This window comes from Streptomyces sp. NPDC127117, from assembly GCF_042677325.1.
Taxonomy (GTDB): domain Bacteria; phylum Actinomycetota; class Actinomycetes; order Streptomycetales; family Streptomycetaceae; genus Streptomyces.
The window spans coordinates 164,581-178,597 of the sequence record NZ_JBHXTM010000003.1; the positions used below are offsets into that span (position 1 = coordinate 164,581).

Annotated in this window: 14 protein-coding genes; 4 read left to right on the top strand and 10 right to left on the bottom strand. The window is 71.2% G+C overall.

Translation table 11 applies throughout. The features are described from left to right. Window positions 1-115 precede the first annotated feature (115 nt). A complete protein-coding gene (locus ACFVH0_RS04240; RefSeq protein WP_385817923.1) occupies window positions 116-2,587 on the top strand; it encodes a glycoside hydrolase family 3 protein in 2,472 nt (823 codons plus the stop codon). A gap of 47 nt (window positions 2,588-2,634) precedes the next feature. Here ACFVH0_RS04240 and ACFVH0_RS04245 read toward each other — a convergent pair whose 3' ends face one another. Then, on the bottom strand, window positions 2,635-3,633 hold the full coding sequence (locus ACFVH0_RS04245; protein WP_385817924.1) for an aldose epimerase family protein: 999 nt from the start codon (window positions 3,631-3,633) through the stop codon (window positions 2,635-2,637). 11 nt (window positions 3,634-3,644) lie between these two features. Next, window positions 3,645-4,553 carry an SGNH/GDSL hydrolase family protein gene (locus ACFVH0_RS04250; RefSeq protein ID WP_385817925.1) on the bottom strand — a complete coding sequence of 303 codons (909 nt, stop codon included), beginning with the start codon at window positions 4,551-4,553 and terminating at the stop codon, window positions 3,645-3,647. Window positions 4,554-4,903: 350 nt separating this feature from the next. Here ACFVH0_RS04250 and ACFVH0_RS04255 point away from each other — a divergent pair, with 350 nt between their 5' ends. Continuing rightward, on the top strand, window positions 4,904-5,398 hold the full coding sequence (locus ACFVH0_RS04255; RefSeq protein WP_385817926.1) for a DUF3145 domain-containing protein: 495 nt from the start codon (window positions 4,904-4,906) through the stop codon (window positions 5,396-5,398). Between the two features lie 99 nt (window positions 5,399-5,497). Here the strand turns inward: ACFVH0_RS04255 and fabF are convergent, their stop codons facing one another. The 5 genes from fabF to ACFVH0_RS04280 form a co-directional block, all read right to left on the bottom strand. After that, window positions 5,498-6,760, bottom strand: coding sequence for a beta-ketoacyl-ACP synthase II (fabF, locus tag ACFVH0_RS04260; RefSeq protein WP_385817927.1), 1,263 nt, complete (start codon window positions 6,758-6,760; stop codon window positions 5,498-5,500). 77 nt (window positions 6,761-6,837) lie between these two features. Next, entirely contained in the window at window positions 6,838-7,086 is a 249-nt protein-coding gene (locus ACFVH0_RS04265; RefSeq protein WP_385817928.1) for an acyl carrier protein, read from the bottom strand. A 62-nt stretch (window positions 7,087-7,148) separates the two neighbouring features. Then, window positions 7,149-8,150 (bottom strand): ketoacyl-ACP synthase III, encoded by a 1,002-nt coding sequence (locus tag ACFVH0_RS04270; RefSeq protein WP_385817929.1) that lies wholly within the window; start codon window positions 8,148-8,150, stop codon window positions 7,149-7,151. Between the two features lie 13 nt (window positions 8,151-8,163). Continuing rightward, window positions 8,164-9,078, bottom strand: a complete 915-nt coding sequence (locus ACFVH0_RS04275) for an ACP S-malonyltransferase (protein WP_385817930.1) — start codon at window positions 9,076-9,078, stop codon at window positions 8,164-8,166. An 89-nt stretch (window positions 9,079-9,167) separates the two neighbouring features. Beyond that, complete coding sequence (locus ACFVH0_RS04280; protein ID WP_385817931.1) at window positions 9,168-10,367, bottom strand: PucR family transcriptional regulator; 1,200 nt, start codon at window positions 10,365-10,367, stop codon at window positions 9,168-9,170. Between the two features lie 161 nt (window positions 10,368-10,528). On the opposite strand from ACFVH0_RS04280, the gene ACFVH0_RS04285 reads away from it, so the two are divergent. After that, on the top strand, window positions 10,529-11,185 hold the full coding sequence (locus ACFVH0_RS04285) for a pirin family protein (protein ID WP_385817932.1): 657 nt from the start codon (window positions 10,529-10,531) through the stop codon (window positions 11,183-11,185). Window positions 11,186-11,294: 109 nt separating this feature from the next. Here ACFVH0_RS04285 and ACFVH0_RS04290 read toward each other — a convergent pair whose 3' ends face one another. Beyond that, on the bottom strand, window positions 11,295-11,885 hold the full coding sequence (locus ACFVH0_RS04290) for a GNAT family N-acetyltransferase (protein WP_385817933.1): 591 nt from the start codon (window positions 11,883-11,885) through the stop codon (window positions 11,295-11,297). Window positions 11,886-11,955: 70 nt separating this feature from the next. Here ACFVH0_RS04290 and ACFVH0_RS04295 point away from each other — a divergent pair, with 70 nt between their 5' ends. Further along, on the top strand, window positions 11,956-12,831 hold the full coding sequence (locus ACFVH0_RS04295) for a hypothetical protein (protein WP_385817934.1): 876 nt from the start codon (window positions 11,956-11,958) through the stop codon (window positions 12,829-12,831). Between the two features lie 71 nt (window positions 12,832-12,902). Here the strand turns inward: ACFVH0_RS04295 and ACFVH0_RS04300 are convergent, their stop codons facing one another. Together ACFVH0_RS04300 and ACFVH0_RS04305 are read right to left on the bottom strand one after the other, a co-directional pair. Continuing rightward, on the bottom strand, window positions 12,903-13,169 hold the full coding sequence (locus ACFVH0_RS04300; protein WP_385817935.1) for a DUF397 domain-containing protein: 267 nt from the start codon (window positions 13,167-13,169) through the stop codon (window positions 12,903-12,905). After that, a complete protein-coding gene (locus ACFVH0_RS04305; protein ID WP_385817936.1) occupies window positions 13,129-13,977 on the bottom strand; it encodes a helix-turn-helix transcriptional regulator in 849 nt (282 codons plus the stop codon). Before ACFVH0_RS04305 ends, ACFVH0_RS04300 begins: the two co-directional genes overlap by 41 nt. Window positions 13,978-14,017: the final 40 nt, after the last annotated feature.

The window sequence follows — 14,017 nt, forward strand, 5'->3', positions numbered from 1 at the left end:
CGGGGACCGTACGCCATCCCCGAACATCACGGAATGGCAACGAAACCTACTGGTCTACCTGTAGCGGGGTCAGTATGGAGGTATTCAGTCCAGAATCCGACCAGGAGGCACGGCCGTGGCAGACGCGTCCACACCCACCAACCCCGATGCGGTCCGTGAGGCCGTGGTCGACGCGGCGCTCGCCGCGCTGGGACTCGACGACAAGGCGCGACTCCTGGCCGGCCAGGACATGTGGTCGCTGCCCGCGCTCCCGGAGATCGGGCTGCGTTCCCTGGTGATGTCCGACGGGCCGATCGGGGTCCGGGGCGTCTCCTGGAGCGCCGACGACCCGTCCGTCGCGCTGCCCTCGCCCACCGCGCTGGCCGCGACCTGGGATCCGGCCCTGGCCCGCCGGGCCGGCCGGCTGCTCGCGCAGGAGGCCCACCGCAAGGGGGTGCACGTCCTCCTCGCCCCGACCGTGAACATCCACCGGTCCCCGCTCGGCGGGCGCCACTTCGAGACGTACAGCGAGGACCCGTACCTCACCGGCGAGATCGGCACCGGCTATGTGCTCGGGGTGCAGGACGGCGGGGTCGGCACGACCGTCAAGCACTTCGTCGCCAACGACGCCGAGACCGACCGCTTCACCGTCGACAACATCGTCTCCCCGCGCGCCCTGCGCGAGATCTACCTCGCCCCGTTCGAACGGATCGTCAGGAACGCCCACCCCTGGGGCATCATGTCGGCCTACAACCGGGTCAACGGCTCCACCATGACCGAGCACCGCTATCTGCAGAACGCGGTGCTGCGCGGCGAATGGGGCTTCGACGGCTACATCGTCTCCGACTGGCTGGCCGCCCGCTCCACCGTCGCCGCCGTCAACGGCGGCCTCGACGTCGCGATGCCCGGCCCGAAGACGGTGTACGGCAAGGCGCTCGCCGACGCCGTGCGGGCCGGCGAGGCCGAGGAGTCCGTCGTCGACGGCGCCGTACGCAATGTGCTGCGGCTGGCCGCCCGGGTCGGCATCCTGGACGGTGCCCCGCCGGTCGTCGACGAGGCCGCCCGCCCCGACGCCGTCGACGGCGACGCGCTGGCCCGCGAGATCGCCCGCCGCTCCTTCGTGCTGGTGCGCAACGAACGCGCCGCCCTCCCGATCGACCCGGCGGCCGTCCGCAGGATCGCGGTCAGCGGGGCGCTCGCCCGGGACGCCCGGGTCCTCGGCGGCGGCTCCGCCCAGGTCTTCCCGCACCACATCGTCACCCCGCTCGACGGCCTCCTCGCGGCCCTCCCCGGGGACGTCGTCGACTTCCGGGTCGGCGCCGACCCGAACACCGAACTCACCCCCGCCGAGAAGGGCTTCGACCTCACGGCGGTCTGCTACGACGAGGCCGGCACCGTCATCGGCACCGCACCGCTGCGCGGCGGCACCGTCCAGTGGATCGGTGACGACCTCCCCGAGGGCGTCACCCGCGCGACCCTGCACACCGTCGAGATCACCGGCACCTTCGTCCCGCGCGACAGCGGCGAGCACGTCTTCGGCACCCGTGGCACCGGCGCGCTCACCCTCACCGTCGCGGGCGAGACCCTGTACGACGAGATCCACCGGGTCACCGGATCCGCCGACCCCGGCGAGGCATTCTTCGGCAACCCGCTGGAGCGCGGCCGGATCAGCCTCACCGCGGGCGAAGCCGTCGAGGTCTCGCTGCGGCAGATCCCCGAGACCCTGGGCGACGACCAGCCGGTCCTCGGCGTCTCGTTCTCGCTCTGCCACCTCGGCCCGCGCCGCGACCCGCAGGAGCTGATCGACGAGGCCGTCGGGGCGGCCCGCGCCGCGGACACCGCGATCGTGGTCGTCGGCACCACCGAACGAGTCGAGTCCGAGGGCTTCGACCGCACCGACCTGAGGCTCCCCGGCCGCCAGGACGACCTGGTCCGTGCCGTCGCCGCCGTCAACCCGAACACCGTCGTGATCGTCAACTCCGGCTCCCCGGTGGAGCTTCCGTGGCGCGACGAGGTCGCCGCGGTGCTGCTCAGCTGGTTCCCCGGCCAGGAGGCCGGCCACGCGCTCGCGGACGTCCTGCTCGGCGCCGCGGAACCGGGCGGGCGCCTCCCCACCACCTGGCCGGCCGCGCTCGCCGACGTACCGGTCCTCAACACCACGCCGACCGACGGCGAACTCCACTACGACGAGGGCGTCTTCGTCGGCTACCGGGCCTGGGAGAAGGCCGGCACCACGCCCGCCTACCCCTTCGGCCACGGACTGGGCTACACCACCTGGGAGTACGAGAGCCTGGAGGCCGGCCCGGACTCCGCCACCGTCCGCGTCCGCAACACCGGCACCCGGCCGGGCGCCGAGACCGTCCAGGTCTACCTGGCGCCCCGGGACGGCACCGCCGGACGCCCGGTCCGCCGGCTGGCCGGCTTCGCGCGGGTCGAGGCGGCGCCCGGCGAGAGCACCGAGGCGGTCATCGCGCTGGAGCGGCGCGCGTTCGAGATCTGGGACGAGGAGGCGTACGACTGGGTCGTCGTCCCCGGCACCTACGAGGTGCAGGCGGCCCATTCGCTCGGTGACGTACGCCGGACGGCGGTCCTGGACATCAAGGAATAGGCGGCCGGGCAGGGGGACCGGACGGCACCCGTCCCCCTGCCACCCCGTCAGCGCACCGAGAATCCGTACACGGTCGTCGAGACGAACTCCTCGCCCGGCCGCAGCACCGTGCTAGGGAACGCGGGCCGGTTCGGGGAGTCGGGGAAGTGCTGGGTCTCCAGAGCGATCCCGGCACACGGTCCGAACGGCCGCCCGTCGAAGTGGTCCGCCGTGTACAGCTGGAGCCCCGGCTCCGTGGTGGTCACGGTCAGCACCCGCCCCGAAGCCGCGTCGTACAGCTCGGCCGCCGGACCCGTGCCCGCCGTGTCCAGCACGAAGTTGTGGTCGTAGCCCGCGCCGACCGGCCCCGGCTCCCGGAAGTCGAACCGGGTGCCGTCCACCGGCAGGAACTCGCCCGTGGGCAGCGATTCGGCGTCCGCCGGAGTGATTCGCCCGGCCGCGATCCGCAGCGTCTGCCCGAGCGCGCTGCCGCTGTCGTCGCCCGCCAGGTTCCAGTACGTGTGGTTCGTCAGGTTCAGCACCGTCGGCGCGTCGGTGCTCGCCCGGTACGTGATCCGCAGCGCCCCGCCCTCGTCCAGGGTGTAGGCCGCCGACACCGCCAGACGGCCCGGGAAGCCCTCCTCGCCGTCCTCGGAGACCAGCGACAGCTCGACACCGTCCGCCACCTCCCGGGCCCGCCACACGCGCTTGTCGAAGCCCTCGGCCCCGCCGTGCACCTGGTTGCGGCCCTCGTTGGCCGTCAGCCGGTGGACGCGGCCGTCCAGTTCGAAACGTGCCCCGCCGATCCGGTTCGCGTACCGCCCGACCAGCGCGCCGAAGTACGGGCCGGGGAACGTCCGGTACCCGGCGAGATCGGGCAGCCCGAGCGCGATCCCGGCCCGCACCCCGTCCCGGTCGGGCACCTCGACCGACTGCACGATGCCGCCGTACGTCAGCACACGCACCCGCGTACCGTCCCGCTCCAGCGTCCAGCGGTGCACCCGGGTGCCGTCCGCGAGGGTGCCGAACTCTTCCGTACGCATCGCCGTGCCCGGACCAGTGATCATGATCATGGAGCCTACGTGGGTGGCCGGGCCGCGGTGACATTGCGGTAGGCGATCTCCGCCAGCCTCGCCTGCCCGTCGCGCCCCGGATGGAACCAGTCCCACTGGCTGAGCTGCTCGCCGGTGAACGGGTAGTCGAAGACCGCCCCGCCGTCGTAACGGCAGCGCAGGTCCTTCGCGCAGACCTCCCGGAGCACCTTGTTGTACGCCACGACCCGGTCCTGCACCGATGCCCGCCGGGCCATCGCGGGCGCGCCCATGTCGTCCGCGTCGCCCAGCATCGACCGGCAGATCCCCAGCTTCCAGATCTGCTTGCCCAGCGCGTTCCCGCGCCCCGTCGACCAGAGCCGCTTGAGATCCGGCACGCTCGACACGTACACCTGCGCCTTGGGCGCCCCGGCCCGCAGCTGACGCATCGACGCCTCGAAGGAGGAACGAAAATCAGCCACCGGAGTCATGTACCGCGCCGAGTCCCGGCAGGCGTCATTGGCGCCGATCATCACCGTCACCAGATCGGGTTTCTCCTTCGCGGCCGCCGCCATCTGCTCCGGCAACTGCGCGATCCTGGCGCCGGTCTCGGCGTGGTTCCAGCTGCGCGAGGAGGCCCCCGACGCACCGAGCAGCCGCACGGCGAGGCTGCGCACCTCGCTGTCGGTGCCGGTCGCCCAGGACACCTCCGGGCAGTCCGCCAGCACCGAACAGGCGTCGAAGCCACGGGTGATGGAGTCGCCGACGGCGGCCACCGAACCCGGTTCGCGGTCCCAGACCGGCCCCGGCCGGGCGGACGGCTGTGCGGCCGCCCCCTTCGTCGTCCCCTCCGGGCCGGAGTCACAGCCGGTCAGAACGGCCGTACCGAGCAACGAGACCGCCGCCAGGACGGCGGCCGCGGTACGCGAACGGCGGCGGGCGGAACGATCCTGCATCCCTTGGTCCCCTCGGTTATGCCCCCGGCAACCCCTGGTGGCACCGGTCGGAAGGCGCGGACGCCCTGGCGGGTGAAAGCTGAGCGAATGATGGGCCCGGGACCGACCGTACGTCACACCTGGGCCCCCGCCGCGCGGTAGCTTTTCCTCGTCGAACCAGCGGCGCGTTCCCCCACCCGGCTCCACTCGGGTGGCTTTCAGGAAATCACATCACGTCACATACTGTCCCTTTTCAGGAGTTTCACCCCGATGCTGTTTACTGATGACAACCTCGGGATCCGGCCGAGAAGAGACGGTACGGGCGCGAGGACGCTGGGAAAGGCGAACTTCGTCCCACACTGGAGGTCCCGGTGACGACACGTGGAGTTCTGTACGTTCACTCCGCACCGCGCGCGCTCTGCCCCCATGTCGAATGGGCGGTGGGGGGTGTCCTCGGTGTGCGGGTCCAGCTCGACTGGATCAGACAGCCCGCCGCGCCCGGCACCTGGCGCTCCGAGTTCTCCTGGCAGGCCCGCCCGGGCACGGCGTCCAAGCTCGCCTCCGCGCTGCGGGGCTGGGACCTGCTGCGCTTCGAGGTGACGGCGGAGCCGAGCGCCACGTCGGAGGGCGAGCGCTACAGCTCCACGCCCGGCCTCGGCATCTTCCACGCCGTCACCGGCATGCACGGCGACATCCTGGTGCCCGAGGACCGGCTGCGGGCCGCGCTGGCACGGTCCGCGCGGGGCGAGAGCGACCTGGAGGCCGAGATCGCCAAGCTGCTCGGCAAGCCCTGGGACGACGAACTGGAGTCCTTCCGTCATGCGGGCGAGGGCGCGCCGGTGCGGTGGCTGCACCAGGTGGTGTAGTTCCGGCTCGTGAAGCGGCGGGCGCCCCGCGCAACGTACGATGCCGCCTCCCCCGGCAGGGGAAGGCGGCATCGTCGTACCGGGGCTGCGGACCGCAGGTCAGACGCTGCGGAACGCCAGGACCACGTTGTGCCCGCCGAACCCGAACGAGTTGTTGATCGCGGCGATCGAGCCCTCCGGCAGCGGACGCGGCTCGTCGCGCACGATGTCCGCCTCCACGGCCTCGTCGAGGTGCTCGACGTTGATCGTCGGAGGGGCCATCCGGTGGTGCAGCGCCAGCACCGTCGCGACCGTCTCGATACCGCCGGCGCCACCGAGGAGGTGACCGGTCATCGACTTCGTCGCGGAGATCGCGACATGGTCCAGGTCGTCGCCCAGGACCTTGCGCAGCGCCTTCAGCTCCGCGACGTCGCCCTGCGGCGTCGAGGTGGCGTGCGCGTTGAGGTGCACGACCTCGGACGGCTTGAGGTCCGTCTGGTCCAGCAGGTTCTGCATCGCGGCGGCGATGCCGCGCCCGGTCGGCTCGGGCTGCGCGATGTGGTGGGCGTCCGCGGACAGGCCCTGGCCCAGCACCTCGCAGTAGACCTTGGCGCCACGCTTCGCGGCGTGCTCCGCGGACTCCAGGACGACGACCCCGGCACCCTCGCCGAGCACGAAGCCGTCACGGCCGGTGTCGTACGGGCGGGAGGCCTTCTGGGGCTCCTCGTTGTTCTTGGACATCGCCATCATGTTGGCGAACGCGGCGATCGGCAGCGGGTGGATCGCCGCCTCGGTGCCACCGGCGAGGACCACATCGGCACGGCCGGTGCGGATCATCTCGACGGCGTACCCGATCGCCTCGGCGCCCGAGGCGCAGGCCGAGACCGGGGTGTGCACACCGGCCTGGGCGTTGACCTCCAGGCCGACGTTGGCCGCCGGGCCGTTGGGCATGAGCATGGGCACGGTGTGCGGGGAGACGCGGCGTACGCCCTTCTCCTTGAGCACGTCGTACTGGTCGAGCAGGGTGATCACGCCGCCGATGCCGGAGGCGATGACCGAACCCAGCCGCTCGGGCTGGATCTTCTCGTCCTCGCCGGCCTTGCCGGTGAAACCGGCGTCCGCCCAGGCCTCGCGGGCCGCGATCAGCGCGAACTGCGCCGAGCGGTCCAGCTTGCGGGCGAGCGGGCGGGGCAGGACGTCGCCCGGGTCGACGGCCGCGAGGGCGGCGATCCGGACGGGCAGTTCGGCGAAACGTTCGCCCTCGAGAGGCTTGACGCCGGAACGACCGGCCATCAGACCTTCCCAGGTCGACGCCGAGTCGCCACCCAGCGGAGTGGTTGCGCCGATACCGGTGACGACCACGGTGCGATTGGTCGAGTTCACTGGAAAATCTTCTCCACGTGTAGAGGGTCGTGAATCAGCGGCGCCACCGCCGGGTGGCGACACAGGAGCCGGGCTGATCAGGCCTGGTGCTTGAGGATGTAGTCGGCAGCGTCGCCGACCGTCTTGAGGCCCTTGACGTCGTCGTCGGGGATCTTGACGTCGAAGCGCTCCTCGGCGGCGACGACGACCTCGACCATGGACAGCGAGTCGACGTCCAGGTCGTCGGTGAAGGACTTGTCCAGCTGGACGTCCTCGACCGGGATGCCGGCGATCTCGTTGACGATCTCTGCGAGACCGCTGACGATCTCTTCCTGGGTGGCGGCCATGATGGCTCCTTCGGTATTTATCTACAGGGTTCGGACGTCCGGGCCGAAACGGCCTGGTGTGCCTAGGGGAGGGTAACGACCGTCGCGGCGTAGACGAGACCCGCCCCGAAGCCGATGACGAGCGCGGTGTCGCCGCTCTTCGCCTGACCGGTCGCCAGGAGCCGCTCCATAGCGAGCGGGATCGAGGCGGCGGAGGTGTTGCCGGTGGTCTCCACGTCGCGGGCGACGGTGACGTTCTCCGGCAGCTTCAGGGTCTTCACCATCGAGTCGATGATCCGCATGTTGGCCTGGTGCGGAATGAAGACGTCCAGGTCTTCCGGGGAGATCCCGGCCGCGTCCAGCGCCTGCTGGGCGACCTTCGCCATCTCGAAGACGGCCCAGCGGAACACCGCCTGGCCCTCCTGGGTGATGGCCGGGAACTTCTCCGGACGCTCGGCGTGGAACTCGTCCCACGCCACGGTCTGCTTGATGGTCTCCGACTTGTCGCCCTCGGAACCCCACACGGTCGGGCCGATGGCCGGCACCTTGGAGGGACCGACGATGACCGCACCCGCGCCGTCACCGAACAGGAAGGCCGTCGCGCGGTCCTCCTTGTCGGTGAGGTCGCTGAGCCGCTCCACGCCGATGACCAGGACGTACTCCGCGGAACCCTCGACGATCATGCCCTTGGCGAGGGTCAGACCGTAGCCGAAGCCCGCGCAGCCGGCCGAGATGTCGAAGGCGGCGGGCTTGCCCGCGCCGACCTTGTGGGCGATCTCGGTCGCGATGGCCGGGGTCTGCTTGAAGTGCGAGACGGTGGAGACGATCACGGCGCCGATCTGCTCGGGCGTGATGCCGGCGTCCGCGATGGCCTTGCCGGACGCCTCCACGGACATCGCGGCCACGGTCTCCTCCTCGGAGGCCCAGTGGCGGGTGGCGATGCCGGAGCGCGAACGGATCCACTCGTCGGACGAGTCGATCGTTTCGAGGATCACCTCGTTCGGCACGACACGGGTCGGGCGGTAGCCGCCGACACCCATGATCCGTGCGTACGGGGCGCCCTGACTGGGCTTGATCTTCGACATTCTCTCGGGCTCCTTAGGCGCCGGCGTGCTCGGAGATGAGCGCGCGGGCCGCGTCGAGGTCGTCGGGGGTCTTGAGCGCGAGCGTCTTCACACCGGGCAGCGCGCGCTTGGCGAGGCCCGTGAGGGTTCCGCCGGGGCATGCCTCGATCAGAGCCGTGACACCCAGCTCCTTGAAGGTCTCCATGCACAGGTCCCAGCGGACCGGGTTGGCCACCTGGCCGACCAGCCGGGAGATGACCTCGTCGCCGGTGGCGACGGCCTTCCCGTCGGCGTTCGAGACATATGTCACGGCCGGATCGGCGGGCGTCAGCTCCGCGGCGGCATCGCGCAGCCGCTCGACGGCGGGGGCCATGTGGTGCGTGTGGAAGGCTCCGGCGACCTTGAGGGGCACCACGCGGCGCACGCCCTCGGGCATGTCCCCGGTCAGCGCGGCGATCTGCGCGGCGGTGCCCGCGGCGACGATCTGACCGGCCCCGTTGACGTTCGCCGGGGTCAGCCCGAGCTTCTCCAGGTGCGCGACCGACACGTCCGGGTCGCCGCCCAGCAGCGCCGCCATGCCGGTCTCGGTGACCGCGGCGGCCTCGGCCATGGCGAGCCCGCGGGTCCGCACCAGACGCAGCGCGGCCGTGTCGTCGATGACTCCGGCGTAGACCGAAGCGGTGATCTCGCCAACGCTGTGACCTGCGACGACGTCCGGCGACGCGTCGAGCGCGGCGGCGGAGAGCAGACCGGCGGCCACCAGCAGCGGCTGCGCCACCGAGGTGTCACGGATCTCGTCCGCGTCGGCCTTGGTGCCGTAGTGGACGAGGTCGAGCCCGATGGCGTCGGACCACGCCGCGATGCGGTCGTTGGCACCGGGGAGATCGAGCCAGGGAGTCAGGAAGCCGGGCGTCTGAGCGCCTTGGCCGGGAGCGACGAGTACGAGCACCCTCACACTCTCTCTTGTGAACGGTCCCGGACACCCGTGGGGACAGGGACGAAGAACCGTATGGGGAATTGTTGATGTCCGACAAAAGTCTAGGACTGAGGATCTCTCGCGGCCAAGCGCCCCAGAATCAGGGCGATCCGCAGCGTGAACGCCGAGCGGACGTCGGACGGTGACCATCCGGTGACGTCTGTCACACGTCGGAGCCGGTAGCGCACGGTGTTCGGGTGGACGAAGAGCATTCTGGCCGCGCCCTCCAGGCTGCTCGCCTGTTCCAGATAGACACTCAGCGTTTCCAGGAGCGCGGAGCCCGCTTCCTCCAGCGGTCTGTAGATCTCCTCCACCAATTGGTCCCGTGCGGCGGGGTCGCCCGCCATCGCGCGCTCCGGCAGCAGATCGTCGGCGAGCACCGGCCTGGGGGCGTCCTGCCAGGCGCTGCACGCCTTCAGCCCGGCGGCGGCGGCCTGCGCGGACCGGGTGGCCGCCAGCAGGTCGGGCACCACGGGGCCGGCCACGACGGGGCCCGCCGCGTACGGGCCGATCAGCGCCTTCGCGACGTGCAGCGGGTTGTCGCTGCCGCCCGCGATGACGACCAGGCGGTTGCCGAGGACCCCGGTCAGCACCTGGAGCTTGGCGTGCCGGGCGGCCCGCCGGATCGCCTCCACGGTCAGCTCGCTGTCGCCGTCCGGGGCCGTACCGAGCACCACGCAGACGTGCTCGGGAGAGTTCCAGCCGAGCGCCGCGGCGCGTGACACGGCGCCCTCGTCGGCCTCGCCGGACAGCACCGCGTTGACCACGAGGGACTCCAGCCGGGCGTCCCAGGCGCCGCGCGCCTCGGCGGCCTGCGCGTACACCTGGGCGGTCGCGAAGGCGATCTCCCGGGCGTAGACCAGCAGCGCCTCGCGCAGCACCGACTCGTCGCCGGGCGCGGCGACCTCCTCGATCGCGGCCTCCATGACCTCGATCGTGGTGCGCACCATCTCGACGGTCTGCCGCAGGGTGATCGCCCGGGTCAGCTCGCGCGGCGCCGTGCCGAAGACATCGGTGGAGATGGCCTGCGGGGTCTCCGGATGCCGGAACCACTCGGTGAACGCCGCGATACCGGCCTGGGCCACCAGCCCGATCCAGGACCGGTTCTCCGGTGGCATCGCCCGGTACCACGGCAGCGACTCGTCCATGCGGGCGATCGCGTTCGCGGCGAGCCGGCCGGAGGACTGTTCCAGGCGCTTCAGGGTCGCGGCATGCAGGTGGGCGTCGTTCGCAGCGGGCTGCTCAGGATCGGGTCGGGGCACGGAGACAAGATTGCCTTATCGGGCGACGGGCACGGAGGGCCGGGGCGACCGCGGTGTCGTACCGGCGGGTAGCGGGCCGGGGGATTCTCCACGCTCCCGCTCGTACCGGCCGGTGGCCGCCGGGGCATCCGGCCGCGCGCCGGCCCGGCTACCGTGGGCAGGTGATTTCCGTACACCGCGCCGAGGACCGCTTCCAGGGCGGGGACCAGGACGCCGGCATCCTGACCCGGCACGCCTTCTCCTTCGGCAGCTTCTACGACCCGGACAATCTGCGCTTCGGCGCGATCATGGCCTGCAACTCGGAGCGGCTGGAGAGCGGTGCGGGCTTCGAGGAACACCCGCACAGCCATACGGAGATCGTCACCTGGGTCGTCGAGGGCGAGCTGACCCACCGCGACTCCACCGGCCACGCCACGGTCGTAAGGCCCGGTGACCTCCAGCACCTCAGCGCCGCCTCCGGCGTCCGGCACGTCGAACGCAATGACGGCGACGCGCCGCTGACGTTCATCCAGATGTGGCTCGCGCCGCTCGAACCGGGCGGCGAACCCTCGTACACGACCGTCCCCGGCATCGCCGACTCCACCCCGTACGCCCTCCCGGCGGCCGGTGCGATGCTGCATGTGCGCCGGCCGGGCGCGGGGGAGCGGGTGGAAGTGCCGGACGCGGCGCGGGTGTACGTCCATGTGGTGGCCGGCGGCGTGCGGCTCGGCGACGAGGTGCTGGAGCCGGGCGACTCGGTGCGGATCACCGGCGAGGAAGGGCTGGAGCTGGTGGCGGAGGGGCCGGCCGAGGTGCTGCTGTGGGAGCTCAGCGGCTGAGAACAGGGGTACGGGCTACGCCTTCGGGGTGTCGGCGAGCCTGTCCGGCTCGCGCACGGCCTCGGAGTGGGCGCCCACTGCCCGGGCCGGTCGCGCTCGTCCACGCGGGTCAGTCCGCGTCCCGCCGGCGCCACATCGACCACATCGGCGGCCCGGACCGAAACGTCATCTCCTCGTGCACGACGAAGCCGTGCCGCTGGTAGAAGGTGAGGTTGCGACGGTTGCTGGACTCCAGGAAGACCGGCCGTCCGTCCGCGTCCGCCCGCTCCAGCAGCCCGCCGAGCACCCGCGCCCCGCGCCCCGTGCCGCGCGCGTCCGCGTGGGTGCCGATGTACTCGACGTACCAGTGCTCGGGACCGGCCGGATGGCGGTGCTCCATGGCGAACAACCGGGTGGCGGTACGCGGGAGTTGGGCCCTTGTCGCGCGTACCAGCGGCCCCGCGTTGCGCAGCAGGTACGTCACCGGCAGCTGCCACTTCCCGGGCTCCGCCCACACCGCCGCGACCGTGCGTTCCGGATCGGTCCACACCCGGCCGGCCGGGACCTGCTGGGCCAGATGCGCGGTGAACAGCAGCCGCAGCCGCCGGTCCCGGTCGCGCGGCATCAGCCAGGACCAGACGGGATCCTCGGCGTAGGCACTGGCGAGCACTGCGGCGAGAGCGGGGACGTCGGCTGCGGTAGCGCGGACTATGTCGGCCATGGCCGAGGAGAGTAGCGGGTGTCGCGTCGGCCATGCCTCTCTGTCCGGCGGGCCGACCGATTCTGCCCCTGTGTACCTGGCCCGCATCGGGGTCTTCGGCGTAGGCATGGAGTGGTACACCGTGCACTCCTCCGGAAGGCTTCTGATGCGCGCACGCGACTTCGACCGCACCCATGGTTCCGCTCGCGTGCGTACGCCGGTGAGGCGACCGGAGACGGACGAACTACCCGAGCACCTGCCGCTCGCCCTCCAGAGCAGTCTCGGCAACGCCGCAGTCGTCCAGCTGCTCCGGGAGAGCGCCGCCTCCGGCACCGACAACGGCGCGGGCCCGACGCCGGTCCAGCGCGCCGGTGACTGGAAGAACAACCCGACGAAGAATGCCCTGGCCACGGAGAAGGCGGCCAACCGGGGCAACGCACTCGTGCACACCCTGCACCACATCGTGCCCAAGTCCCTGCTCGAAAAATTCGCCGGGCTCCTCACCACGACTCAGCTCACGGACGTCGTGACGGCCCTGGCGCCGGTCGCCCCGACGGCTTTCACGAGCAACAGCGCCCAACTCAACGCGGTGTCCAAGGCGTTGAAGAACGTCCCGGCCAACTTCGCGCTCGGCCCCGAACCGGCGGTCAGGAACGACGACCCGGGCAGCAGCGGACCGGACCTCAACTTCACCGAGGACGGCGCCATCACACCCCGCTCCGAACAGCTGGAGCGGGTCTACGACTTCATCGAGGCGAAGGTCAGAGCCGGAGCGGCGGTCGCCCAGGCGGATCTGCAGAGCGATTTCATCGATCCGTTGCGGCAGGCCTGCGTCGAGCACAACACGGAGGTCGCCCGTCTCGGCCTCGCCAACGGTGTGGGTCTCGACCCGAACCGGACGGCCTGGTCGGGCGACGCCGCCACGCGGTCCCAGCACCGGACCCACATGATCGAGCCGCTCGTCTGACGAGGACGAAGGGGCCGGGACGACCCCAGGTCGTCCCGGCCCCCTTTGCCGTACGGGCCTTGGCGGTGACCTCAGACGATCCCGCCCACGAACGCCCGCCAGGCGTCGGCCCCGACGATCAGGACGGGGCCGTCCGGGTTCTTGCTGTCGCGCACGGGCACGGCACAGGGGAGGCCGTCGACCACCTCGACACACTCGCCGCCGGTACTGCCGCTGTAACTGGACTTGCGCCAGGTGGCGCCGCCGGTGACGGTGCACTCGACGCAGTCGCCGCCGTTGCTTCCGCTGTAACTGGACTTACGCCATTGCGCGTTCCTCAGGTCGTGGCCGGTCTCCATAACGCTCCTCCATCACGCGGGTGATCAGCGCCGCAGAGTCCTTGACGGAGAGAGCTGCGGCCTGCAAATGAGCGTAACGGAGCGAGGCTTCCCTGACGGCTTCGGGGCTGGCCGTCATATGGCCGGAGATGACGTCTTCCGTGTACACGATGTCGGGGTCGTCATCGAAGCGGAGGAGGTTGAACGACCCGGCCAGGCTTGTGTGTTCACCGGCCGCGAAGGGCAGCACCTGAATCCGCATCCAGCGGTGGCCAGCGAACTCCAACAAGCGGAGCAGTTGCCTCCGCATGACCTCGTGACCGCCCATCGGCCGGTACAGCGCTGCCTCGTCGAGGACGACCCAGGCGAGCGGTGGCCGCCCCCGCTCCAGAATGCGCTGGCGCTCGATCCGGGCCGCCACCTGGCTTTCGAGGTCGTCCGGCATGCCGGCCGCCAGTACCGCCCGCGCGTACTCCTCCGTCTGCAACAGCCCGTACACCAACTGCGCCTGGTACGTGGAGATGTACGCGGCCTTGGCCTCCATGTCCGCGTACGGCTGGAACCAGGTGGGCAGCTGGCTGCGCAGGACCAGGCCGACGAGCCGCGAGAACACGCCGTCCGTGCCGAGCGCCGCGTCCACCCGCTCGGAGAAGTCGCGGGTGGGGATCTTCTTCGTCGTCTCGATCTGGCCGATCAGCGAGCCGGTGCAGAAGATGATGTCGCCGAGCTGGCCCTGCTTGAGGTTGTTGGCCTCGCGCTGACGGCGTAACTCCCAGCCGTAGTAGTCCAGTGGGGAGGCGTTGGGATCAAGTGTCTGGATGTTGGCCACGGCGGGGCACCTCCGGCGTTCAACGCCTCGCGGCGTTCGT

Coding starts and splice junctions, on each gene's coding strand:
- ACFVH0_RS04245 (WP_385817924.1), bottom strand. CDS start 3,633: ATGATCACTGGTCCGGGCACGGCGATGCGTACGGAAGAGTTCGGCACC.
- ACFVH0_RS04250 (WP_385817925.1), bottom strand. CDS start 4,553: ATGCAGGATCGTTCCGCCCGCCGCCGTTCGCGTACCGCGGCCGCCGTC.
- ACFVH0_RS04265 (WP_385817928.1), bottom strand. CDS start 7,086: ATGGCCGCCACCCAGGAAGAGATCGTCAGCGGTCTCGCAGAGATCGTC.
- ACFVH0_RS04270 (WP_385817929.1), bottom strand. CDS start 8,150: ATGTCGAAGATCAAGCCCAGTCAGGGCGCCCCGTACGCACGGATCATG.
- ACFVH0_RS04290 (WP_385817933.1), bottom strand. CDS start 11,885: ATGGCCGACATAGTCCGCGCTACCGCAGCCGACGTCCCCGCTCTCGCC.
- ACFVH0_RS04300 (WP_385817935.1), bottom strand. CDS start 13,169: ATGGAGACCGGCCACGACCTGAGGAACGCGCAATGGCGTAAGTCCAGT.